Annotated in this window: 18 protein-coding genes; 7 read left to right on the forward strand and 11 right to left on the reverse strand. The window is 55.7% G+C overall.

Annotation, left to right across the window (positions count from 1 at the left end; genetic code table 11):
* Positions 1-315: 315 nt before the first annotated feature.
* The 7 genes from MKY64_RS16515 to MKY64_RS16545 all read right to left on the reverse strand — a co-directional run bounded on the left by MKY64_RS16515 (position 316) and on the right by MKY64_RS16545 (position 9,036).
* Positions 316-1,491 carry an N-acetylglucosamine-6-phosphate deacetylase gene (locus MKY64_RS16515; RefSeq protein ID WP_339255183.1) on the reverse strand — a complete coding sequence of 392 codons (1,176 nt, stop codon included), beginning with the start codon at positions 1,489-1,491 and terminating at the stop codon, positions 316-318.
* Positions 1,488-2,267 carry a glucosamine-6-phosphate deaminase gene (locus MKY64_RS16520; RefSeq protein ID WP_340954368.1) on the reverse strand — a complete coding sequence of 260 codons (780 nt, stop codon included), beginning with the start codon at positions 2,265-2,267 and terminating at the stop codon, positions 1,488-1,490. Before MKY64_RS16520 ends, MKY64_RS16515 begins: the two co-directional genes overlap by 4 nt.
* Complete coding sequence (locus MKY64_RS16525) at positions 2,261-3,904, reverse strand: response regulator transcription factor (protein WP_340954371.1); 1,644 nt, start codon at positions 3,902-3,904, stop codon at positions 2,261-2,263. The genes MKY64_RS16520 and MKY64_RS16525 overlap by 7 nt, the downstream gene beginning before the upstream one ends.
* Positions 3,897-5,723, reverse strand: coding sequence for a cache domain-containing sensor histidine kinase (locus tag MKY64_RS16530; RefSeq protein ID WP_340954373.1), 1,827 nt, complete (start codon positions 5,721-5,723; stop codon positions 3,897-3,899). The genes MKY64_RS16525 and MKY64_RS16530 overlap by 8 nt, the downstream gene beginning before the upstream one ends.
* A gap of 125 nt (positions 5,724-5,848) precedes the next feature.
* Positions 5,849-7,210, reverse strand: coding sequence for an ABC transporter substrate-binding protein (locus tag MKY64_RS16535; protein ID WP_340954374.1), 1,362 nt, complete (start codon positions 7,208-7,210; stop codon positions 5,849-5,851).
* A gap of 115 nt (positions 7,211-7,325) precedes the next feature.
* A complete protein-coding gene (locus MKY64_RS16540; protein WP_051478036.1) occupies positions 7,326-8,114 on the reverse strand; it encodes a carbohydrate ABC transporter permease in 789 nt (262 codons plus the stop codon).
* A 67-nt stretch (positions 8,115-8,181) separates the two neighbouring features.
* Positions 8,182-9,036, reverse strand: a complete 855-nt coding sequence (locus MKY64_RS16545; RefSeq protein ID WP_445671725.1) for a carbohydrate ABC transporter permease — start codon at positions 9,034-9,036, stop codon at positions 8,182-8,184.
* Positions 9,037-9,667: 631 nt separating this feature from the next.
* On the opposite strand from MKY64_RS16545, the gene MKY64_RS16550 reads away from it, so the two are divergent.
* The 3 genes from MKY64_RS16550 to MKY64_RS16560 are packed head-to-tail and all read left to right on the forward strand — an operon-like array spanning position 9,668 to position 12,719.
* Positions 9,668-10,432 carry an SIS domain-containing protein gene (locus MKY64_RS16550; protein ID WP_339313497.1) on the forward strand — a complete coding sequence of 255 codons (765 nt, stop codon included), beginning with the start codon at positions 9,668-9,670 and terminating at the stop codon, positions 10,430-10,432.
* Complete coding sequence (locus MKY64_RS16555) at positions 10,429-12,240, forward strand: family 20 glycosylhydrolase (protein ID WP_340954383.1); 1,812 nt, start codon at positions 10,429-10,431, stop codon at positions 12,238-12,240. Before MKY64_RS16550 ends, MKY64_RS16555 begins: the two co-directional genes overlap by 4 nt.
* Entirely contained in the window at positions 12,240-12,719 is a 480-nt protein-coding gene (locus MKY64_RS16560) for a GNAT family N-acetyltransferase (RefSeq protein ID WP_340954385.1), read from the forward strand. The genes MKY64_RS16555 and MKY64_RS16560 overlap by 1 nt, the downstream gene beginning before the upstream one ends.
* An 87-nt stretch (positions 12,720-12,806) precedes the next feature.
* On the opposite strand, the gene MKY64_RS16565 is transcribed toward MKY64_RS16560, so the two are convergent.
* On the reverse strand, positions 12,807-13,601 hold the full coding sequence (locus MKY64_RS16565; RefSeq protein WP_340954386.1) for an SDR family NAD(P)-dependent oxidoreductase: 795 nt from the start codon (positions 13,599-13,601) through the stop codon (positions 12,807-12,809).
* Positions 13,602-13,749: 148 nt separating this feature from the next.
* Positions 13,750-14,757 (reverse strand): AraC family transcriptional regulator, encoded by a 1,008-nt coding sequence (locus MKY64_RS16570; RefSeq protein WP_340954388.1) that lies wholly within the window; start codon positions 14,755-14,757, stop codon positions 13,750-13,752.
* Between the two features lie 223 nt (positions 14,758-14,980).
* Here MKY64_RS16570 and MKY64_RS16575 point away from each other — a divergent pair, with 223 nt between their 5' ends.
* Positions 14,981-15,967 carry a zinc dependent phospholipase C family protein gene (locus MKY64_RS16575; protein ID WP_340954390.1) on the forward strand — a complete coding sequence of 329 codons (987 nt, stop codon included), beginning with the start codon at positions 14,981-14,983 and terminating at the stop codon, positions 15,965-15,967.
* Positions 15,968-16,468: 501 nt separating this feature from the next.
* On the opposite strand, the gene MKY64_RS16580 is transcribed toward MKY64_RS16575, so the two are convergent.
* Positions 16,469-16,657, reverse strand: a complete 189-nt coding sequence (locus tag MKY64_RS16580; RefSeq protein WP_340754955.1) for a hypothetical protein — start codon at positions 16,655-16,657, stop codon at positions 16,469-16,471.
* A gap of 352 nt (positions 16,658-17,009) precedes the next feature.
* On the opposite strand from MKY64_RS16580, the gene MKY64_RS16585 reads away from it, so the two are divergent.
* From MKY64_RS16585 to MKY64_RS16595, 3 genes are all read left to right on the forward strand, one after another.
* Positions 17,010-18,167: a glycosyltransferase family 4 protein gene (locus MKY64_RS16585; RefSeq protein WP_340954392.1), complete on the forward strand. Its 1,158-nt coding sequence runs from the start codon at positions 17,010-17,012 to the stop codon at positions 18,165-18,167.
* A 168-nt stretch (positions 18,168-18,335) separates the two neighbouring features.
* Positions 18,336-19,733 (forward strand): transcriptional regulator, encoded by a 1,398-nt coding sequence (locus MKY64_RS16590; protein WP_340954394.1) that lies wholly within the window; start codon positions 18,336-18,338, stop codon positions 19,731-19,733.
* Positions 19,734-19,879: 146 nt separating this feature from the next.
* Positions 19,880-21,052: a copper amine oxidase N-terminal domain-containing protein gene (locus tag MKY64_RS16595; protein WP_340954395.1), complete on the forward strand. Its 1,173-nt coding sequence runs from the start codon at positions 19,880-19,882 to the stop codon at positions 21,050-21,052.
* A gap of 314 nt (positions 21,053-21,366) precedes the next feature.
* Here MKY64_RS16595 and MKY64_RS16600 read toward each other — a convergent pair whose 3' ends face one another.
* Positions 21,367-23,214: a UbiD family decarboxylase gene (locus tag MKY64_RS16600; protein WP_340954397.1), complete on the reverse strand. Its 1,848-nt coding sequence runs from the start codon at positions 23,212-23,214 to the stop codon at positions 21,367-21,369.
* Positions 23,215-23,400: the final 186 nt, after the last annotated feature.

Consider the following 23,400-nt stretch of genomic DNA (forward strand, 5'->3'; position numbering starts at 1 on the left):
AGTGCGGGTGCTAGTGTGAGTGTAGGCGGAAAACCGAAAACAATCGGTGCGCGAAGGCGAACGGAGCCAATGTAGGCGGAAAACCGAACACATTTCGCTGCGCGAAGGCGATCAGCGAAATGTATACGGAAAACCGAATACATTTACTATTAATGTTACTGGCGTGGTGCAGACGCTGGCGCAACAGCCATACCCATGCCCATGCCCAACCAATACCGCTCCTGCCCTCTGTAATCGCTCAATTTGAGCGATTCACTTCCAAATCAAAACAGGCCCCCGTAACCGGGGGCCTGTGCTCACCTTACCGCCGCTCACTCACTCCCGGCGGTACACCCAGCCGCCGGCCTGGCACAGCGCCGTCAGTGCAAGCCCGCCGCCACCCGGCCCGGTGCGGCGGATCAGCGCCAGATCCGCCGGCGCTCCGGCCGCCAGGCCCGCGGCCGCAGGCAGGGCCATGAAGCCTGCCGGATGCACGGACGCCATGTCCCAGGCGTCCGGCAGGCTGGCCAGGCCCGCGGCGCTAAGGCGCGCGATGTGGCGCAGCAGCATCTGCGCCGAACCCGCCAGCAGCCCGGGCTCGCCGGCGAGATGCAGCCGGCCCGCCGGGGTCAGCACGACACGGCCGCCGACCGGCGTGTCATAGCTGCCGGGCGCAAGCCCGGCGAGGGCAACGGCATCGCTGACCAGCAGCGCCCGCCGGCCCTTGACCTTCATCGCCACCTTCAGCACCTCATCCGGGAGGTGGAAGCCGTCGGCGATCAATGTGCACCACAGCTCATCTGCGGCGAGCTGGGCCCACAGATAGTTCGGATGGCGCGGCAGCATAGCATGGGCACCATTGCCCAGATGCGTGGACAACCGCGCTCCGGCGGCAACCGCCCCGGCAATCTGCGCAGCATCCGCTGACGTATGCCCGATGGAGACCGTCACTCCCCGCCGTACGCAGTGGCGGATGAATTCCGCGCTCCCCTCCCATTCGGGAGACAGCGTCACAATGGAGATTCGCCCGCCCGAAGCCTCCTGCCACTGGTCGAACAAGGCCGTATCCGGCGGACGGATATGCTCCAGCGCATGTGCCCCGCGAGGCCCGTCCTCCGGCGAGAGAAACGGGCCTTCCAGATGGATGCCCTTGATCGTCGCAGCGCTGGCCTCATCCTCCTCACAGGCCCGGGCAATCGCCCGCATCGCTCCGAGAATCGTATACGGAGCGCCGGTAATTACAGTCGGGTAGAAGCCGGTCACCCCCTCCCGCCACACCGCGCGGACCGCCTTCTTGACATCCTCTGCCCCCAGTGCCGGATGATTGAAATCATATCCGCCATAGCCGTTGATCTGCAGATCCACCAGGCCCGGCGCAACAATTGGAAGCCCCTCCCGTTCCTCCAGCGGCAGCTCCCGTATGCCCAAGGCTTCAATGGCAGCAATCGCCCCATCCTCCACGTGAACCCGAACGGGTTCGCCTGTCCGGTAATGCAGTGCGTCAATGTTCATGAGAAGACCGCCCCGAAGGAGTCGGTGTCCACGAACATCCGGCAATCCCCGTGCTCCCGCAAGATAGTGGACGGACATGCCGTGGAGATGGATTCATGCAGTGTGCGGGTAACCGCACCGCGCTTGGAAGCGCCCGGCACCATGCAGAACAGCCATTGCGCAGACAGCAGGACCGGAATCGTCAACGTTAAGGCCTGCTGCGGCACTTCCGCCAAGCTGGGGAAGCACCCGTCATTCACCTGCTGGTTCCGGCAGACCTCATCCAGTACTACCAGCTTCACAGGAAGCGGGTCATTGAAATCTGCCACGGGCGGATCATTGAAGGCCAGGTGACCATTCTCCCCGATGCCAAGGCAGACGATATCGATCGGTGCTTCCGCCAGCAGCCGTCCGTAACGCTTGCATTCGGCTTCCGGGCTGGCGGCAGGGTTCAGATAATGGACCGTTCCCGGCCGTACCTTGCCGAACAGCGCCTCCCGGAGGAAGCTGCCGAAGCTCTGCGGAGAGCCTGCCGGCAGGCCGATATATTCATCCATATGGAACGCGGTAATCCGGCTCCAGTCCAGATCAGGTGCAGCGGCAAGCTCCGCAAGAAATTCATTCTGGGAGGGTGCAGCGGCGAACACGATCCGCACCTGTTCCTTGGAGGCCAGTAGCGCCCGGATGGCCGCCGCTGCCTCACGCCCGGCAGCAGCTCCGAGCTGCGAGCGGTTCTTGTATACTCTGACAAGCATAGCGCCCGACAGTTCCGTATGAATCGGTTTGATGCTCAGCATGGGTAGTGCCTCCTTGTGCCTAATGTCTGTGCAGACCGGCTGCCTTCCTCCCCCCGGAACTCTCCGGGCGTAGTGCCTGTATGCAGCTTGAAGAGCTTCGTGAAATAGCTTTTATTCTCATATCCCAGCTGCTCCGCTACCTGCTCCACACTTTGCGGAGACTGGTCCAGCCATTCTTTAGCTTGCTCCATTTTGGTATGGGTGACATAGTGGATGAAGCTCATTCCGGTTTCCTTTTTGAACAGGCGGCTGAAATAGCTCGAATTCAAATGTGTGTATTCCGCCACCTCCTCCAGGGTGATTTTACGGTTCAGATGGCGGTCTACATACTGCTTCACCTTCTTGATCTCATCCCGGCGGGTCTCCTGGTACATCTCCCGGATCACCGGCAGGCGTTCGCTGAAGAACTGCTGAGACCATTCCTCCAGATGATCAATATGATCAATGGCCGTCAGGGTATCATGCAGCAGCTCCAGGGAAAAGGTGGACTGGTATTGCTGGCGGGCCATCAGCCGCATCTGGTTATCGTAGAGCAGCTTGAGCATCCACTCCTTCACCTGGCGCGGCGCATACCGTCTGGCACGGATGGTATCCATCCATTTCGACAGCAAGGCCGCAAGCCTGTCCGCCGCTTCCTCCAGGAAGGCCTCACGGATCTCCTGCGCGGCTTCGGCATAATGGAGAAACAGATCCTCCTCCGTGAACGGCGGGAGCGTCTTCAGGCCGTTCAGCTCTCCCGGCTTCAGATAGAAGGCATATTCGCGGCCTTGACTAAGCAGATCAATGATCCCCTCCCGGAAATGCCCGCTGCCCGCCGGTATACATAAATATTGAAAGGAAGCCGTAACCCCCGGCAGCGCTTGAATGGCGGAACGCAGCCTGCCCAGCATGGAGATATGGCCTGAGTCCGCTCCATTGCCCATACCGCCGCTGAAGACCAGCACACAGTCGCGGCCGCTGTAAGGCAGGCACACGGCAGCGGTATCCTCCTGCCTCACGGCTTCGGCGGCGGATTCCACCCATGACATTAGTGCAAGCTCCTCCGGTTCATTCTCCCCGGCGTTGCCGCTGATCCGGCAGAGCACGGCTACATGGGCCGTGAGATCCGGCATAATTCCCAGCTCGGCGGCGTCTGCCCGCCATTCGCTGTCCGGCAGCTCGCGGGCAGCGATTCGCCGCAGCACACTTTGCTTCAGCAGCACCTTCTGATGCTCGGCCATGCTTTTCCACTTCAGCGTCTGGGCCTTGTCCGCATCCCTGCGGCGCAGATCCTCGCCCAGCTCCCGCAGCAGCCCGGTAATCAGCTCGCGGCTGATCATCTCCTTCAGGATATAGTCGCTCACCATCAGCTTCACCGCCTGCTGGGCATATGTGAAATCATCCATGCAGGACAGCACCACCACACGCAGCTCTTCGCTGCGCAGCTTCAGCTCGCGGATCAGCTCCAGACCATCCATATAGGGCATGCCAATATCCGTAATGACAATATCGGGCATATCGGTCTGCGCTTTCTCCAGGGCAACCAGACCATTCTTGCAGGCCGAATGCAGCGTTAATCCAAGCTCGTCCCAAGGAATCATTGCCAAGAGAAAGTCCAGTACCGGCTGATCATCATCCACCAGCATTACGCTATACATCGCTTCCACGCTCCCTTTCATAGCCTTGATCCGGAATCTCTTCAGGCAGCACGAACCGGAAGGTCGTCCCTTGTCCGGGCAGGCTGTCAATCGTGATCTGGAAGGCTGCACCGTAAGTCAGATACAGCCGCTCATAGACATTGGACATGCCGATATGGGCCAGTCTGCTGGACGGCATCGCTTCCTTCTCCTGCCATTCAGAGCTTAACTCGGCGCGCAGGCGGTCCAGGGTCACCTCATCCATCCCCTGCCCGTTGTCTTCGATCTCGATAAGCAGCCGGTGATCCTGCGTCCGGGTCCGGATCAGAATACGTCCGCTCTCCTGATGCAGACCATGAATGTAGGCATTCTCGATGACCGGCTGCAGCAGGAACCGGGGGATCTTCACGCCAAGGCTCTCCGAAGTACAGTCTGTATCCAGCGACACCTCCTCGGACTGGCGGAAATTCAGCAGCTCTACATAACTCCTGACAATATGCAGCTCATCATGCAGGGTGGTGTACTCGTCCCGCTGCTGAATGGTCATCCGCAGCAGCCGGGAGAGCGAGAACAGCAGCTCCGCATTCTCCTCATCGCCCCGCATCATGATGCGCAGGCGGATCGAATTCAGAATATTGAACAGGAAATGGGGATTGATCTGCGACTGCAGCATGGCCAGCTCGGCCTTACGCTTCTGCGCCTGCTCCACCTTGATCTGGATAATCATCCGCTCCACCCGGTCCAGCATATGGTCGAAGGACTTGCCCAGCCGTCCGATCTCATCATAGCCGCGAACGCCTGAGCGGATGCCCAGCTCTCCTCTGTCCACCCGTGCTGCCACCTGATCCAGCCGGATCACCGGCTTGGTGAACTGCCGGACCAGCAGAACCAGAATCAGCAGGAAAAAAGCGCCTGATACGATCTGCACGGCACTGCTCCAGCGGTGGGTGGCACTGATCTGGCTCACGGCCTCACGGTATGGCGACAGGCTGACAATCCGGTAATTTCCGTAAGGAATCTCCAGGCTGCTCAGCAGATATTGCTCGCCCCGGTAATCCATAAACCCGGAACCTTCTGAATGCTTCACAGCATCCATAAGCGCGAACGTCCGGCCCAGCCGGGTCTTGTCCCTGGCGGCAAGAACGGTTCCGTCAGGCGCAATCAGCAGCGTCTCCTGGCCCTGCCGGTTGTCATTAAAAATCTGGCTGATCCGGCTCTCGGCGATGCTGATGATCAAGGTAGCATAGGTTGAATTGGAGGACAGCTTGAGATTCCTGGCAATGGTCAGCACCTGGGGGCTGCTTGGGGCAGCGGTCGGAATATAGTTGGCAAGCACACCCGCCCAATACAGCTCGAAGGCAGGCTGCTGGCGGGCTTGTTCCATCCAGGGCTGCTTCAGCAGTGCGCCGATATCCAGCTTGGCGTAAGCATAGTTTGAATAATATTGTCCATCTGAGGTGAGGACGGTGACGAACGTTTTTTCCATCATGGAGGTGACGCTGTTCAGCTTGTCCGTAACCTCTTTGAAATCGAGAATGTGCTTGGCGGTATCAGGCTCGTGCAGCTTATTGCGCTGCCAGTTTTCTTTGAGAATAAGAGTGATGCCGGGGTCGAACTGGATATAATTCGCCACCAGCACCATATTGCTGAGAAGGTTAGATATATATAGGCTCTCCTGCTCCAGCGAACGGCGTTCATTCTGAATCACCTGGGAGCGGAGGATATGCTCGGTGTAGGAATTGGAGATATACAAGGTAATAGAGGCGGGAAGCAGCAGACAGAGCAGAGATGCGACGAGCAGCTTATTGCGAAAACCGAGTCTCCATCCTCTAGGCAGCAATGGCAATCCTCCTTCACAATCAGACTATCGTTTTCTATGCCTCTATCATATCAGCTTTCCGCCTCCAGCAGCTCATTTCAATCTATTATTCCGGGTAAAAAAGGGCTATTCAGCGCTTCCAATTTTTACTTGTTGGCGTCTACAATCTTCTGCAGCTCAGCCTGCGCCTTCTTGATGGTAGTCTCCAGATCCTGCTGTTTCAGGATGTACAGCTCGGTTTCTTTGGTAAAGGCTGTTTCCAGCTCGCCTTGATAGGTCGGCGGCACGCTGAGCGGTGCGGGCTTGGCATTCTTAATTACATAGGCCAGTGAGGCTTCGTCAATCTTGTCGGGGCTCATGGCACCCGATTTGACGCCGGCAATGAACTTGTCCACATCCTGCTTCTTCCACGCGGAATATACATTCTGCATCTGCTCGCCCTCTGTGGAGTACCAGCGGATGAAATCATAGGCTTCCTGCTGATGTCCCGACTTCTCCAGGATACCTACATAGTTGCCGTTGGCAATGCTGACTCCCGCAGGTTGTCCGGCACTATTGGACGGCATCGGAGCGAACGCGGTAGTGAAGGTTGCAGGGAATTCTTCCGACCCGCCTGCTTCACCGATCATCCAGTTGCCGGTCACGATCATCGCGGCATGTCCAGTGAAGAATTCCGAGCGGTACGCGAGCTTCTGGGAGATGGTGTCGGCATACGGCACCGCTACTCCCGATGCCTCTGCCTTGCTGCGCAGCTCCAGGGACTGGCGGATACCCGCACTATCGATGTTTACGACACCATTGTTGACCAGATTATTGTCCTTCTCCTGGTTGATGACGGCCAGCTCCCAGTACATAGCCCAGGTATGGAAATACGTACCGAAGGTCTTGGACGGCCCGGTGCCGCTGGTCAGCTTAGCTGCGTAATCAAGGTAATCGTCCCAGCTCCATTCGGTGGGAACGGCTAAGCCCGCCGCATCCAGCTTGTCCTTGTTCAGCAGGACGAAATAATTCTCCAGCGTATCCGGCAGGGCATACACTTTACCGTCAACGGACGGATCAACCGTATACTCATCTGTCAGCGTGATGCCTTCCTTGCTGATCAGGTCATTCAGCGGAGCCAGCAGTCCGAGTCCGGCACGCTGTGAATAATCGGTTGCCCCCGGCATGAATACCACATCCAGGTTCTCGCCGGATGCGACGAGCAGATCCAGCTTCTTCATTCCGGCCACTGAATCACCGTTGTCAGCCAGCTCCACGTATTCCAGTGTAATTCCCGGATGGGAATCCTCGTACGCCTGCAGAATCGGTTCCATATCCGCCGCAGGCGACCAGTTAGCGACTTTGATCGTTACCGGTTCTGCTGAAGGTGCGGCACTCTCCCCCGCCTCCGGTGCAGCCGTGCTGCCGGAAGCGGGAGATGCACCATTTGTGTTGTTTGAGTTGCCGCAGCCCGCCAGGGCTACCAGAAGCACGATGATCCATACCAGAGCGAACACATTCTTTTTCATAACTAACACCCCTTCTAATGTGGTCTACAGTTCCATGCAGTTCTCATGCACATCCTGACCGTCCTATCCGTCCGCCTGTCTTCCGGTTATGCAGCTTCCGGGAACTTGCCAGCCCTCACCCCTTCACCCCCCCCAAGGAAATACCTTCGATTACCTGTTTCTGCCCGAGGATGAACACGACCAGCAGCGGGACAATCGCCGAGACCGAAGCCGCCATGATGAGCGAATAGAAGGCGCCGTTGCGGTCAGCGAAGGCATTCATGCCAAGCTGAAGCGTATAGAGTGTCTTGCTGTTCAGGAAGACCAGCGGCGTCTGAAAATCATTCCAGGTCCAGATGAACCGCAGAATGGCATAAGTGGCAATGGCGGGACGGACCAGCGGGAACAGAATCGAGAGGAAGATACGGATATGTCCCGCGCCGTCGATCTGCGCCGATTCGATATACTCATTCGAGAGTGAGGCAAAAAACTGGCGGAGCAGAAAGGTGCCCAGCACGCTGAACCCGCCAAGCAGGATCAGGCCCAGATGCGTATCGTACAGGCCGGTGGAGCGGAAGATAATGAACAGCGGCACCAGCGTGGCTTCCGCAGGAATCATATAAGTGGCCAGCACCAGTACGAAAAGTGCATTTCTGCCGGGGAAGCGGATTTTGGTGAAGCCATAGGCCGCCATGCTGGACACCGCTACGGAGAGAAGTGTTGTGAGCGCCGTGACTTTAATCGAATTCCAGTAATACAGGGTGAAGTTTGCTTTGCCGAACCAGACGGAATGATAGTTGAACGCCGCCCTCCATGTCTGCGGAATCCATTCGATCGGATATTTGAACACATCGGCCTCAGGCTTGAGCGAAGCGGACAGCATCCATATAAAAGGGAGCAGAAACACAATGCCCAGCAGTGCCATGATCAGGGTGATGATGGCTTTTCCCCAGTCCAGATTGCCTATTCTCACAGGTATGTGCCTCCCTTATCTAGTAATTGACCCAATAACGCTGTCCCAGCCACTGCAGGCCGGTAATGGCAAGCACGATAACGAACAGAATCATGACCATGGATGAAGCATAACCGGTCTGAAGATCAACAAATGCGGTCTGATACATGTCGTACACTACGACAGAAGTGGAGTTAGCCGGTCCGCCGTCCGTCAGCACCTTGACCAGGGCGAAGGATTTGAAATTGCCGATAATGCCGGTCACGAGCAGGAAAAAGGTCGTCGGCGTCAGCAGCGGAAAGGTAATGGAGCGGAACTGGGCGAGCTTGGAGGCGCCGTCAATCGTCGCCGCTTCATACAGGTCGGCAGGGATATTCTTGATCCCGGCAATGTAGATAATCAGCGAGACCCCAAGGTCAATCCAGATCATCAGCAGCATGACCGATGGAAGCGCATACGTTGGATCGGCCAGCCATTTGGGCGGATTGTCCACCCCGATCGCCGACAGGAAACCGTTGACCGGACCGTACGAAGGATGGAAGAGTACCTGCCACACTACCGCCACAGCAACTACACTGGATATCTGGGGCATGAAGTAGATGACCTTGAAGGCACCCGCCGCATATACATGACTCGTGATAATTACCCCGAGGATCAGCGCGATCGCCATCCCGACGGGTACGGCCAGCAGCATAATGAAGTTATTGCCCAGCGACTTCAGGAACACCTCATCCTGGAACAGCTGGCGGAAATTATCGAGGCCGCTCCAGCGGATCTTATCAAACCCGGTAACGAACGACCATTTGGTGAAGCTGAGCATGAAGGAGAATATCATCGGAATAAGCGTAAATACCAGCACCCCCAGCAGCATGGGACCGGTGAAAAAGTAGCCCATCCCCGCTTCTATCCGTTTTCTTTTTCTGCTGCCGGCGGTTGGTGTCTGATGGGACTGCGGTAAGGTAACTGACGTCTTCAAAGGCTCTGTCCCCCCTCTTGCGTGATCTTATCTCTCATTATAGAAAAGCAAAGAATTTTACATAAGTCACGATCCTGACCCGTTCAGAAAAATTTTTACCTGCCGCAGACGGGAGTTGTCCATTAGAGCGTCTGGCCCGGCATAACGGACTGAGGCGCGCTTATTCCGGATGAAAGTCTCCACTTTGGCCAAGGAACGGACCCTATGGTCCTTATTCTTGGAATTTCTACTTGAAAACATCTTATAGAGAGACGATAAGGGCTACTCCGTCCGTTAAACCGCAAAAAGTGGCGTTTTCCAGGGAGTAGGGGCTCTCAGGTCCGTTAGAAGCAAACTCATCGGCCGGTGCAGTTTCATTTCACGGAACCTCAGGGATCTGATCCTATTCACAGATTACATCTGATGCTGCTCTATGACATCCGGTTGGCCAAATCAGTCAAAAACGGTCCCCATTTGCGCAAAATAGTTGATTTACTTGGTTTGCCCGCTTTGTTATCTTCTAGGCAAGCACACACGGGCTTGTACTTATAAACTTTTAGGAGGAATCCAGATGAACGCCAAGCCAGATATTATGTCCGCTTATATGGATACTATTGTTGAGCTGCTGAATGAGATCCGGAACGAACCGCAGGACAAGCTGCAGCAGGTGGCAGAGCTGCTTGCGGATCATATCGCACAGGACAAGCTGGTCTACCTCTACGGCCCGGGCGGCCATTCCAATATGAATGCGACTGAGGTCTTCTTCCGCGCCGGCGGCCTGATGCATATTAGCGCCATATTAGATGAAGGCACAATGATCTCAAACGGCGCCCTGCGCTCGATGGCCGTTGAACGCACTCCCGGCTACGGAACGCTTGTTATTGAAGACAACCGGCTAGGCGAGGGCGATATTCTGATTCTTGCCAATGCTTACGGCATTAACACCGCCTGTGTCGATGCGGCTGTAGAAGCCCGGCGCCGGGGAGTCACAACGATTGCCGTTACTTCGGTCGGTCATGCTGAAGCTACGCCTAAGGATCATATTGCCCGCCACCCTTCAGGGCAGAATCTGTATGAGCTGTGCGACTATGTCCTGGACAGCAAGGTGAAGCCCGGTGACGCTGCGCTGCATATTGACGGGATTGAACCGAAGATGGGTTCGACCTCCACCTTCGCCAACGCTTTTCTGCTCAATTCCCTGATGATGACTACAGCGGCCTATCTCGGAGCGAAAGGGATCGAGGTGCCGGTCTGGCGCAGCGGTAACGCTCCCGGCGGGGATGAGTGGAATAACCGCTTCATTGAACGCTTCAAAGGCCGGGTCCGCTGGCTATGAACCTTCAGCTGATCCCTGAGCCTCAGGTGGTGCAGAGCCGGGGACCGGAGCCGGTCAGCGGTATTCGCGGCTGGACGGTGCAGCTTCAGCTCCCCGTGAAGGATGTCCGGCTGCTCACGGCAGCGCAAAGGATATTCACAGAGGTGACGGTGCGTACTACGCATGACGGCAGCGGTGTATTCTCCCTGGTCACGGGCGGTACCCCGCTCAACCCGCTGATGGCCCGGCGGGTTGAGGGCAAGCATGACGGCTACGTGCTGATTACAGACACGGACCGGATTGAGCTGTATGCGCTTAGTGCGTCCGGCCTGTTCTACGGCATTAAGACGCTGGAGCAGCTGATAACCTCCGGCAAAGGCACTGTGCCTGCACTTACGGTTGCCGACTGGGCGGAGCTGAAGCTGCGCAGCGATTATCTCGATCTGCGCACGGTCTATCCGACCTATGAGCATATCCTGGAGTATATCGCGGAGCTGGCCGATTATAAGATCAATACGCTGGTCATTGAATATGAAGACAAGCTGCCCTTCCGTAAGCTGGGCTTCCTGCGCCATCCTGAGCTTGCCTTCAGCGAAGAAGAACACCAGCGGCTGCTGAAGGCCGCACATGACCACTTCGTCACCGTGATTCCGAAGCAGCAGTCCTTCGGCCATCTGGAATATATCCTGAAGCATCCGGCTTATATCGGTCTGCGCGAGGTTCCGGAGACAGTCTCGGAGCTGTGCCCGCACCGCCCAGGCTCCTTCGAGATGATGGCCGGCATTCTGGAGGAAGTGGCTGCCCTGCATCCCCACAGCGACTATCTTCACCTGGGCTGCGATGAGGTCTGGACCCTCGGCACCTGTGAAGACTGCAAGCGGTCCGGGCTTACCCCGGAGGCTTCGTTCATCCGCTTCGTCAATCAACTGGCGGAGAAGACGGTCAGCCTTGGCAAGCAGCCGATGATCTGGCATGATATGATTATGCACGCTACTGCGGAAGAGATTGCGGCGCTGGACAAACGGATTGTAGTCGTCGTCTGGATCTATGGCGGACACCGGATGAAGGCCGATGCCCGGCTGATTCTCCATAAGCTGCGGGATGCGGGCATCGAGACTCTCGGCGCTTCCTCTGTCCGCTGCTGGGATGATAACGGGGACCAGAATTATCCGGTCATCCATAACCGGGTCAAGAATGTGTTGGACTGGATTGAGCTCGCCCGCTCCGAGCAGCTGGGCGGCATTATTCATACGAATTGGGGTTGCCCGTTCTCGCTGGGCAGTCCTTACGGGCTGTTCGAGACCTCGCGTTATCCGGCCTTCCTGGCCGCAGAGCAGAGCTGGAATGCCGGGGCAGATCTCTCTACCTTCCTGGTCCGGTTTCTGCACCGCTTCCACGGACTGCCCGCCGCTCTCCTTAGCGGGGAAGAATGGGCAGATTATGCGGTAACCGACTATTATGCCCTGATCCCGCAACTGCTGCCTGAGGTGAGGAAGAACCGCTTGACCGCCGAGCTGATCGACGCCATGATCCAGTATGAGATTCCGGCACAGCGCCGTTCCCCGTTGCATACCTTCCTCTTCCGGGGCGCGATGTCGCCGGACAGTGAGGAAGTGCTGACCTTCCTCCGGGACAAATACAGGAGCGGATACGGAGATCTGCGGAGAGCCAAGCTAAGAATGCAGAACGTGCTTGCCGAGCTGCTTCCGCCGCAGATGGCGGAGCTGTTCATCCGCTCCCGCTTCTACCGGCCGGAACTGTTTGAAGCAGACCTGCATGCCATGATTACCGATCTTGAGATCATAGAACAGAAAGCGGGGGATAGCTGATGCCTGATATGCTTGTGAAGCTGTACGATCTGCCGGACAACGGGGCGCTGCTGGAGCGTCTGCGTGGACAAGGCATTGTTATTAAACGGGCGATGACCGGAGATAAGCAGGCCATTGTGGATTTTGTCGGCCGCCATTTCACGGAGAGCTGGCGGAATGAATGCGAGGTAGCCTTCGCCCACCTGCCCGTCCACTGCTATATCGCAGTGAAGCAGGGCGAGGTGATCGGCTTCGCCTGTCACGAGGTTGTAATGAAGAACTTCTTCGGCCCGACCGGCGTGCTGGACGATTACCGGGGCCTGGGCATCGGGAAGGCCCTGCTGCTGGAATGCCTGTCCGCGATGCACCAGAACGGCTACGGCTACGCCGTCATCGGCTGGGTCGAGGACGCACTGGCCTTTTATGAGAAGACCGTCGGGGCGATAGCGATCCCTGACTCTTTTCCCGGAGTATTCCGTGACATGATCAAACTGGGCTGAAATCGGCCCTGATACAGCAAAACAGCGGCACTCCGGGGCTTAACCGTCCCGGGTGCCGCTGTTTGCTGTTGAGCATGTACACCTCCATCAATATATAGTCGGCACCATCCCTCCATCCATGCGGATGGGAGAACCTTTAAAGGCCGCCGCATAAGGACTGCATACGAAGGCAGCCAGCCTGCCGATTTCCACCGGCTTGATGAAACGCTGTAATTCCGATTGCGGCAGGTTGGCCGCCATGAATTTCTGCTCTTTTTCTGCAAAAGTTAAATTTTCGTCAGGATACATTCCCTCAATGATGTGATGCACTTTTTCAGAGAGTGTTGGTCCAGGCATAATGGTATTCACTGTAACCTCTGTTCCTGCTGTCACTTTAGAGATACTTTTGGACAGGGACAGCAGCATGGATTTGGTCATCGCATATTGAGGCATTTGTCCTGAGGGCATGACAGCCTCTTCGCTGGCAATGAAGATCACGCGGCCATAATTCCTGCTTAACATTCCAGGTAAATATAATTTCGTTAATCCGTTTGCAGCCAGCACATTCGTGCGGAAATACTTCTCCCAGATGTCATCGGCCACTTCCTCATACTGCATCAATTCATAAATGCCCATACTGTTGATCAGAATATCAACGCTGGGGAATTGGGCGAATAAGGCTTGTCTTTGTTCAGGATCGGCAAGATCGGCTGCGGCATTCTGAGGAGCGGTGGCTGGGTAATTCAACTTCAATTCACGGACAATCTGTTCTACCTCTTCCCTATTCCGACCATTGACCAATACGTTGACGCCTTCCTTGGCAAGCTCTATCGCGATAGCTTTTCCTATACCCTTCGTTGATCCTGTAACTAGCGCTGTTGTATTGTGTAATCCCATCTCCATAATGCACTTCTCCTTATTCATTCCTTGTTGTGTTGCGGATAGTGATTATATTATCTTGTTGGGATCGTTCAGTAACTAGCACCTTACGCCAAGCTTCTTGCCGGACACGCCAAAAGTTACAGCTCAGCAAATTCGTGCATTCAGGTGTTCAACTATTCAGGTGTTCCGCACGCCACTGTGAAGGCGTAACCCCTTCCCAATGACGGAAGGCACGGAAGAAAGAGTTCTGATCCTCATACCCGGTCAGAAACGCCACCTCTTTAAGATCAAGCGAAGGATTGGCCAAGTACTCCCGTGCCTGCTCATGTCTGACTTGTGTCAATAGCTGCTTGAAGGTCATCTTCTCGTCAGTCAGCCGGCGCTGCAAGGTCCGCCCGCTCATCGTAAGCTCCTTCGCAACTGTCTGGAGGTCGGGGCATCCACCTGCGAGACAGTGTGCAATGATCACCTTGACCCTCCCGGATACAGAGAAGCTGCCAAGCTGTTCGTCGAGTGAGCGGTCCAGTGCGGGAGCAAGAATCTCCAGCAGTTCTTTGTTATACGAAACAAAGGGAAGGTCCAGATGGCTTTGCAGCAGGGTCAATCGGTTATACTTCCCGCCCGTTTGAATCGCGCAGCCGAAATAAGCTTCGAGCACTTGTTCATCGCCCATGGAGTGGACAAATTCAGCGGCCTGCGCTTTCAAGGGCTGACCCGTCCCCTTTCTTCCAAGCTCCAAGAGAAAAGCCAGCGTGATCCCCGCCAGCACCGGCGGACCGGGCAGCCCTGTAGGCCCCCACTCCAGTTCTATGGTGCACTGCCCGTTCTCCTCAGTCATCCGCAGGCTTTCGGGCGGACACATCTGTTTGTACCTGACCATACGGTGCAAGGCATCGCGGTAGTCACGGGCGTGATACGTCGCTAATACGGCGGGAGGATACTGCGCGGTGTCAAAGGCGGCCGCAAGCCTGGTAATGCCTGACGCAAGATCCCCGGCGAGCTCGGAATACGCCTGCCAGATTGCGAAATATTGGGCAGTGGTAACCGTGGCTTCTGTTGTTATCGTTACAGGGAGCTGTGCCTGGCGGGCTACGTCGCGGGCAGCAATCCCCAGGCGGCTTATTCCTGTCCAGAATCCCGGAGGCATTTTAACGCGTTCAGAGGAACGGGACTTCATAGGTATGGGCCTCCTTTTGCCAGTTGCATATTACAGTGTTATGGTTGTCTTAAGGCCATATAAGAATACTCTTGTGCCCGTGATCATGTCTACCTTAATGTACGGGAATGTACAGCTCTGCCTAATTTCACACATATTTCTTATTTAGTTTTAACATATAGGCATTACAATGGATTAGATTATCACTGCATGGTATCCATCATAACTAGTAGGAGGATCAATCATGCCCAATATTTGGATGCATATCGAATTCGGTCAGCAGCTGGCCAGAGAATTCAGCAGCCGTTTCCCGTGTCTCCACCTGCTGGAACAACAGCCGCGGCTCTATAATCTCGGCTGTCAGGGTCCGGATTTCCTGTTATATCACAGCTTTCTTCCTTGGAGACGAGATACCGGGGCACTTCATCTCGGAGACCAGATGCATACACAGAGCTGCGGGCCTGTACTTGTTGATTTCTGGGAGGCTGCCCGGAGACTTGAAGGAACGGAAGCGGCCCAGGCCCAGCTCTATTTCCTCGGTTTCCTGACCCATCATCTGCTGGACCGCAACCTCCATCCCTATATTAACTGGAAGGCGGGCTATAAGTACCGTGCCCATCAGCGGTTTGAGATTGACCTGGACACTTTGTTCATGAAGCGGCTGCACGGGATGAACACCTGGCAGCACGCTGCCTGGGCTACAATTGACACAGGTGCCCGGCTGCCTGAGCCGGTTCATCGCATTCTTCATGCCACCGCCCTTAAGCATTACCCGGAGACTATGGATCTGCTGCCCGCAGAGATCTGGCAGAGCGCGTACCGCGATATGGTGCTGGCTCAGAAATGCCTTTATGATCCGAAGGGCTGGAAGAAGGCTATAACCTGGGGCCGGACCCGCCGGTTGTTCTCACGGAAGCTCACTGCCCGCGAGGAACGGCTGGATTATCTGAATGAGCGGCACTCCCGGTGGCGGCATCCCGCACTATATTCCGAGGTGCAGACCGAATCTGTGTGGGAGCTGTGGGAGGCAGCCCTTGCGGAAGGACGGACGGTGCTCGGAGCGCTTACCGATTGGCTGGAGTGTACGGAGGACTCCGCTGCGGCAAGCCGCAAGCTTGAGCAGTTCACACTGGCACTGGGCAACCGCTCCTACGATACCGGCAAGGATTGCAGCATGAATCTGCAGAATCAATACGCCGAGCCGATCTGGACAAGTCTCCCTGGGAGTTGAGGTTGGGCCTGCCAAACGTCAGCCAACGTCTCTATTACCGCCGAACCCTTTTCCAGCTGAGGAGACGGCTGCCTGCCGCAAACAATTGGAAAAACGTATCTTAATTTCGCCGGTTTCTCAAGAATATCGGGTAAGAAGTGCATTTTGTACATTTATTCCAGTTACTTTTCGCTACTTTGGAGGATATGTGCGAATTAAGTGTTGTTATTCCAACTATTGTTGCAGCAGAGGGCTTTTGGTCATCAGCAAGTGTACAAAATCCACCTATTTCCCTTTACAGTGACTTCTTGCTTGTCCGAACGCCCCTCCTGCTCGCGAGCACAATCTATGCTGTTTTTCACATACATTCTCCTTCTTTCCAAGAACTCATATCCACAAATTTACACTCACCTTTCCACAGCAGCAGGAAACTATAGTTTCCTATATAATCATAAAAACGCCCGGTTTCCCGGGCGCTCAGCACAATCTATACATTATCCTTCTGTCAGACAGCATTCCAGCTTACAGCGGATCATTCGGAAGAATCTCGGGCGGGGCCGGCGGCACCATATCCGGCTGCTCCGGCGGTGCGATTTCGGGATGCTTCTCCGGCACAATTTCCGGCGGGATCACAACCGGCTCCGGGAGGATATCCGGCTTCACATCGGGGACAACCTTCGGCGGAACCTCTGGCGGCAGATCTTTGCTCATCTCCTTATACCTCCTTCATTCCTGATACCTCATGTATACCCGATCCACGCTTCCTTTAACCTTGTTACCCTGGTCTTCCCTTGTCCTCCCTAGTCCTCCCTAGTCCTCCCTTGCCCTCCCTAGTCCTCCCCGGTCTTCCCTTGTCCTCCGCGGTCCTCCCTAGTCCTCCCTTGCCCTCCCTAGTCCTCCCCGGTCTTCCCTTGTCCTCCGCGGTCCTCCCTTGTCCTCCCTTGTCCTCCCTTGCCCTCCCTGTAAATTCCCCTCTTCATGCAAGATGTTTAACCTGCGGTTGATCTCCAAGTAATAGTTGGTTGTTAAGATCAAGGCAACAAGATTACTGGGAGGGATACCGATGCGTCTGGCTCTATTCACGGACACTTTTCTTCCGCAGACGAATGGCGTTGCCCGTACACTCGGCCGGCTGACCAGCCACCTGCACCGCCGGGGAATTGAACATCTGCTGTTCACTCCAAAATCCGCTCCAGAGAGCAGCTACCCCGATCCTGTCAGACCCGTGGCCAGCATCCCCTTTTTCCTCTATCCCGAGTGCAGACTGGCCCTGCCCGGCATGTCCTCCATGCAGAGTGAACTGGCTGCGTTCGCCCCTGATCTGCTCCATCTCGCCACCCCGTTCAATATCGGCTTAACCGGCCTCCGGTATGCCCGCAAGCAGCAGCTCCCCCATGTCGCCTCCTATCACACCCACTTCGACCGTTACCTCGAATATTACAAAATGAGAAGAATCCTCCCGCTCTACTGGAAATACATGAAGTGGTATCACCGGTCCTGCGATGCCGTCCTGGCCCCTTCCCGCGAGACCCTAACCAGCTTGCGCATGGAGGGCTTCACCCGGCTGCGCTTATGGTCCAGAGGCGTGGACTGTACCCTCTACTCACCGGAGAGACGAAGCGAAGAGACCAGGGAGCGTTACGGCAAGGGGGCAGCGCTGATGATGCTCTATGTCGGACGGATTGCCCCGGAAAAAGATCTCACCACCCTCCTTCAGGCTATGCAGCTCCTGCCGGAGTCCGTGCGTTCAAAGATTCAGCTGGTGATTGTCGGCGATGGCCCGCTGCTGCCTGAGCTGAAGTGGCAGGCACCGGAGAATGTCACCTTCACCGGTGCCAGACACGGCGAAGAGCTGGCAGAGCTGTACGCCTCCGCCGATCTGTTCGTCTTCCCCTCCTGCACGGAGACCTTCGGCAACGTCGTGCTTGAAGCCATGGCGTCGGGGCTTCCCGTGATCGCCGCAGATGCAGGCGGAACGCGGGAGCTGATCGCACCCGGTGTCACCGGCATGCTGTTCGGGCCGCGCAGCCCGGCAGCTATGGCAGAGCAGATCTGCACCGCCGCCGCCAGGCCCCTGCTGCGGAGCGCAATGGGCCGTGAAGGCCGGCACCAAGCCCTCCAGCGCTCCTGGGAGCAGATTTTTGACAGACTGATTAAGGATTATGAAGAAGTCATCGAGCGCCGCAGGATCAAGAATGAAGCAGGGATCTACACCGCCTGATCCGCTGTCTGCCCGCCTATGAAGACTAAGCGTTCCTGGGACCACGGGAATGCTTTTTTCCATTGTTCACGGTTTCTCCCCATCACTCTATTGACCATTGGAATAATGACTTATATTATACACATATACAATAATCCAAAATATGGAATTCAGTCAGGCGGTGATCCCTTGAAGCCTCTCACAACGATTCGCAGTCATCTTGAGGCTTATCTCTATTCCCAGCAGTTGTCCATCAACCAGTTCTCCATTCAGTCCGGCGTTAATTCCGGCACCTTAAGCCGTATCCTTAGCGGCCAGCAGCCGATTGCCATGAATCACCTGAAATTGATCACCCGGGGCATGTCATTGCCGGAGGATCATTTCTATAGCATGTATGTCGATGAATGCTTTTTATATTCGGCACCCACCTGGCGGCGGCTGCGCCCCTTCATCCTGAATTCGGCGGAGCTGGGGCGGCTGGACTGTATAGAGCTAGTAGTCAAAAATCTGCTGGACAACCTAACCTATGCTCCGATGCTTTTTGAAGTGGCCGAGGACTTGTTCCAGCAGCATCACTGGCAAGCGGCAGCCGTGCTGTACAAGAATATCAGCGCGAGCGAGAAGTATCAGCATTCCGAGCGGCTGGCCCTCTGCCAGTACCGTTTGTTCCGCATTGCCCTAGGAGACAGCCAGACACTCAACCTCCAGGCTGCTCTTTTATTCGAATGTTATATTGAACGGCTTGAGGTGTCTGATCAGCTCGATGGACTGAAAGCTCTGATGCATGTCTATTACTCGCTGCACAAGTGGGACAAGGTGGACGCGCTGGCACAGGAGATGCACCGTCTTGCCATGCTCAGCTACCACCATCTGCACCGGTCGCAGCGCAGAGACCGCCAGGATAAATGCCCGGAGAAGCCGGTATTCTTCTACGCGCTGTATTCGCATCTGATGCGGGCAAGCGTGTGCGAAGAATTCCGGGACTATGAATCGGCGCTGAAATACGTAGCTCTATATATGGATAGGAGCTGGATACGCGAAAAAGGGGAAGACACCCGGCACATCCTGGACCAATTTCAGGAGTGGGGCACGGCCAATACCCTCCTCTACCGGATGATGTCCGGCGACTATGGAGTGCTGCCTGAATATGTGGCCTATATTGCTCCGCATGCCAGTGAGATCTTTGTAGCCCTGTACCATATTGTGATCTCAGCCAACCGCTTCTCCTGGAATGTGGATGAGGTGCTTGAACAGTTCCCTTCCTATATCCCTTACCGGACCAATCTGAAGGACTTCGGCGAGCTTCACAACCAGCAGATCCTGGCCGACCAGTACTCTACCTTTCTAGCGGAATTAGCCAACTATTATTTACGCAATCACCGCCTGGAAGGAATGGCCTTCCTTCTGCAAAGTCTGGAATCTTCTGCTAAAATAAAGAGTGATAGCATAATCATTAAATGTGTGAATCTGTTTGAACAATTCCGGCATCAAGCCACTGAGGAACAGACAGAACAATACAGACTTCTGATTGGAGAGGTGCAAGAATCCAATGATAAGAAAAATGATTATGCTTCTAGTGTCATGTAGCTTGGCCGTTATAGCAGCTATTCACCCCCTGGAGGGTTATGAATCTGTAACAAAGGCTACTGTACAATCCGTGGTTCAGCCTATGGGTCACGGTACGGGGGACGGCTGATTTAGCAGCCGCCGCGCCCCCAGAAAGGATGATGAACATGAAGATCACCCGGAGGTTATTACTCCTCCCCGCACTTGCACTGGCTCTGGCCGGAGGAGCTGAAGCCGTTCCGGCTTCGGCCAAGCCCGCCCCGAAGGTGCAGCTTCAATTAACCTACAGCAACGGAAGCGGGATATCAGGCATGGCCGGAGGCACCGCACAGATCAAGAACGGAGTCTCTTATATGCCCGCTAACCTGGTCACAATCATGGGTCTTGAGGGCAAGTGGAGTAATGCAGACAAAACCGCTACCTTCAACGGGTGGAACAAAAGCTTCAGCATGAAGCTTGGTCAATCCACCGGCGTACTGGACGGGAAGAAGGTCTCCCTTGGAGGCACACCTTATATAGCGGATAAGCAACTGTATGTACCCGTCAAGTTTGTGGTAGCGGCTCTTGAAGGCGGGCCCGTAAGATGGGATGCCGCTACGAATACGATACGGGCCAACGGTCTGCATATGTACCGCGGTTATTCGGAAGTGTTCGACGGCGGAGTGTACTCCCTGTCGCTGGACAGCGGGGAGCTGTATCTGACCACGAAGCAGAACACCAGGCATAAGCTGGCTGTTCTCGGCAGAGGGCTGGATGTAGTGGATTTCACCTTCGAGCGCACACCTGCCGGTCTGACTCTGCTTCAGGTCGTGAATTCGTATGGCGAGCCCCATGTACACGCAGAGTATTACACCTATCTAGTGAAGAACAACAGTGTGATCCGCCAGGGGCATACGAATATCCATACCTCCTTCGGCACAGCCCCGGTCTGGGCCGAAGGCAAGCTGGTATTTAATGACGGCCGCACGCTAAGACTCATTGAGGATGGGACCGGAGCGGTCAGCGAGACCGTAGATATACCAAAACTGCTGGGTACCACCGTTGCCCAGGATGTCTACTACAATGTCGAAGCCGTATACCCGGATGCTCTGCTCGTCCGCCCTACAGACACCGCCTTCCTGACCCTTGTTGACCGTGCTACTGGTAAGCAGACAGTGTTATATAAGCAGCTGCTCAATGCAGAGCGCCAGCGCGAAGTAGAACAGCCCGACTTCATGTTCCCTGGAGACTATATCTATTTCACTGGACGTACAGACAATGTCTTCACCTTCAAGCTTCACAGAATGGACGGCAGCCAAGACATCATCAAGTCCTACACTTGGCCAAGCAACCAGAACTGAGCAGCTACACTCCACATTCGGTTGAGCCCGGTTTTTCGCCTACATTTTTTCGGCCGCAACAAAAAACGCATAAACGTCATTATAACAAACAATGACGTTTATGCGAGCAACATCCAACACCCACCAAATGAAAGACAGGGCGTCTACAAACGCCCCTGCCTTTTCATTCTCCGCGCTATTCTTCTCTCTCTTCTTCGTTCTCTTCTCCGTTTACGGTCCTTACGGTAGAGCAGGAGATCCAGCATAACTTCGAAAAGCACCCCGAATAGCTCAGCCATACAACCCCTCTTTTCAGCGGTTATAGAAGTGCTGCTTCACCCCTTACGGCTCCGCAGTCCACCCAAGCTTGCTCCTTCACTAAATACCCGTTCAATCCTCCGCTGCACCTCGGGGTCAGGAATTAACGGCGGCGCTTGATGCGGCTTCACCCGGGCATCGATGATCACATTATCACAAGCCCAGTGCTTATGCTTCACCGTGCTGTTCACCCCATGGATGTCATGGGACGGATTGCTGCGGGTGAAGGTCGCCCACAGGAAGTTGTTCAGCGACTCCGACATGAAGCTGCTGTCATCGCACAGAATAATCATCGGGCAGGAATCAAGCGCCCCCTGCGCTGCAATAGCAGCGCTCAGGCCGGAGATTTCCTCTGCCGCCGAGGAGTAATCCCGGAACGGCTTCCCCTGCATGGCGACAATCCCCGGCATAATCATCGCCGCCGGACCCCAGCCCTGCTCCACCCGCCGAAGAACCTCAGGCACCTCCGTGCACAAGCTCCGCTTCTGCTCCCCAACGGCTGCGAAGACTACCTTGCTTCCGCTGTTGATCCCGGTGCCGGAATAATCCAGCGTATCAATCGTTGTATTCGTCTGGAAGTGAATATCACGTCGCAGATTGATCCGCTCCAGGATGTAGGTCAGGAACCCGGCGATATCATGCGTGCTGACCGGCTTGTCCTCTTCTGCCGTGATGAACAGATATTTCGCCAGACTGAGCTGTCCGGTTCCGAGAATCCGATTGCTGATCGTCAACAGCTCTGCAGGCTGCTTAAGCTGCTGATACGGGGTATACCGCTCACTGCCGATCGCGAACAGCAGCGGGTGCACTCCCGCAGCATCTATCGCATGTACCTCCTTCACGCCGGGAATCTCCGAGCGGATCGCCCCGCCGGTCAGCTCATGGATGAGCTCTCCGAAGGCAGTGTCCTCCTGCGGCGGACGGCCAACCACCGTGAAGGGGAAGATAGCCCCTTTTTTGGCGTAAACCTTGTGTACTCTCATCACCGGAAACGGGTGAGTCAGGCTATAATAGCCCAGATGATCGCCGAACGGCCCCTCCGGCTTCGTCTCCCCGGGATGAATCTCTCCGGTAATCACGAAGTCAGCATCGCTGCTGACGCAGAAGCCGTCTACATAGCTATAGCGGAAATGACGCCCCGAGAGCAGCCCGGCAAAGGTCATTTCACTTAAGCCCTCCGGCAGCGGCATCACCGCCGAGAGCGTATGCGCAGGCGGGCCGCCGATGAAGCAGCTGACCTTCAGCGGCTCGCCGCGCCGGTTCGCGTGGGCCTGATGAATGCCGATGCCGCGGTGAATCTGGTAATGGACGCCTACTTCCTTATTCAGCTCGTATTCGTTGCCGCTAAGCTGGATACGGTACATCCCCAGATTGGAGTTCATGATGCCCGGCTTATCGGGATCTTCGGAGTACACCTGCGGAAGCGTGACGAATGCCCCGCCGTCGCCCTGCCAGTGCTTAATCTGCGGAAGATCGGAGATTTGAATCTCCTCGAATCCGGCCGGTACACCGCCGCCCTTCTTGATCGGCAGCGCTTTGCGGGCGGCAAGGCCTGTCCCGATATATCTAAAGGGCTGCTTGAGCGCCTTCATGGGATTGCTGCGCAGGGCGATGACCGCCTGCGACGATTCCCAAGTGTCGCGGAAGATGAACTTGCTGCGCTCGATTGTTCCGAACAGATTCGAGACCGCACGGTACTTCGAGCCCCGTACATTCTCGAACAGCAGAGCGGGACCGCCTGCCTCATAGACCTTCATATGTATCGCCGCCATCTCCAGATGCGGGTCCACCTCTTCATGTATGCGAATTAAATGCCCGTGCTTCTCCAGGTCAATAATACATTCTTCCATATTGCGATATGACATGCTTCTACTCCCATTCTCTCAAGAATATGAACCTCTTTATTATCAATGAGTGTGCCCGTCAGGTCAATTGCCGCCAGGGCAACCTCTCCAGTTGTCACAGATATTCTTGCCTTCTTCTGTGGAGAGCCATTATTATACTTGTAAACCGGACGGCTCCGGGCAAACATTCGGCAAGCAAAGGGGACT

This window comes from Paenibacillus sp. FSL R7-0210, assembly GCF_038009085.1.
Taxonomy (GTDB): domain Bacteria; phylum Bacillota; class Bacilli; order Paenibacillales; family Paenibacillaceae; genus Paenibacillus_AQ; species Paenibacillus_AQ silagei.

What these genes read in the sequence shown, in the direction of transcription:
- MKY64_RS16515 (WP_339255183.1), bottom strand. Translation starts at nt 1,491, where the DNA reads ATGAACATTGACGCACTGCATTACCGGACAGGCGAACCCGTTCGGGTT.
- MKY64_RS16520 (WP_340954368.1), bottom strand. Translation starts at nt 2,267, where the DNA reads ATGCTGAGCATCAAACCGATTCATACGGAACTGTCGGGCGCTATGCTT.
- MKY64_RS16525 (WP_340954371.1), bottom strand. Translation starts at nt 3,904, where the DNA reads ATGTATAGCGTAATGCTGGTGGATGATGATCAGCCGGTACTGGACTTT.
- MKY64_RS16535 (WP_340954374.1), bottom strand. Translation starts at nt 7,210, where the DNA reads ATGAAAAAGAATGTGTTCGCTCTGGTATGGATCATCGTGCTTCTGGTA.
- MKY64_RS16540 (WP_051478036.1), bottom strand. Translation starts at nt 8,114, where the DNA reads ATGGCACTGCTGGGCATTGTGTTTCTGCTCCCTTTTATATGGATGCTG.
- MKY64_RS16545 (WP_445671725.1), bottom strand. Translation starts at nt 9,036, where the DNA reads ATGGGCTACTTTTTCACCGGTCCCATGCTGCTGGGGGTGCTGGTATTT.
- MKY64_RS16550 (WP_339313497.1), top strand. Translation starts at nt 9,668, where the DNA reads ATGAACGCCAAGCCAGATATTATGTCCGCTTATATGGATACTATTGTT.
- MKY64_RS16555 (WP_340954383.1), top strand. Translation starts at nt 10,429, where the DNA reads ATGAACCTTCAGCTGATCCCTGAGCCTCAGGTGGTGCAGAGCCGGGGA.
- MKY64_RS16560 (WP_340954385.1), top strand. Translation starts at nt 12,240, where the DNA reads ATGCCTGATATGCTTGTGAAGCTGTACGATCTGCCGGACAACGGGGCG.
- MKY64_RS16565 (WP_340954386.1), bottom strand. Translation starts at nt 13,601, where the DNA reads ATGGAGATGGGATTACACAATACAACAGCGCTAGTTACAGGATCAACG.
- MKY64_RS16570 (WP_340954388.1), bottom strand. Translation starts at nt 14,757, where the DNA reads ATGAAGTCCCGTTCCTCTGAACGCGTTAAAATGCCTCCGGGATTCTGG.
- MKY64_RS16575 (WP_340954390.1), top strand. Translation starts at nt 14,981, where the DNA reads ATGCCCAATATTTGGATGCATATCGAATTCGGTCAGCAGCTGGCCAGA.
- MKY64_RS16580 (WP_340754955.1), bottom strand. Translation starts at nt 16,657, where the DNA reads ATGAGCAAAGATCTGCCGCCAGAGGTTCCGCCGAAGGTTGTCCCCGAT.
- MKY64_RS16585 (WP_340954392.1), top strand. Translation starts at nt 17,010, where the DNA reads ATGCGTCTGGCTCTATTCACGGACACTTTTCTTCCGCAGACGAATGGC.
- MKY64_RS16595 (WP_340954395.1), top strand. Translation starts at nt 19,880, where the DNA reads ATGAAGATCACCCGGAGGTTATTACTCCTCCCCGCACTTGCACTGGCT.
- MKY64_RS16600 (WP_340954397.1), bottom strand. Translation starts at nt 23,214, where the DNA reads ATGTCATATCGCAATATGGAAGAATGTATTATTGACCTGGAGAAGCAC.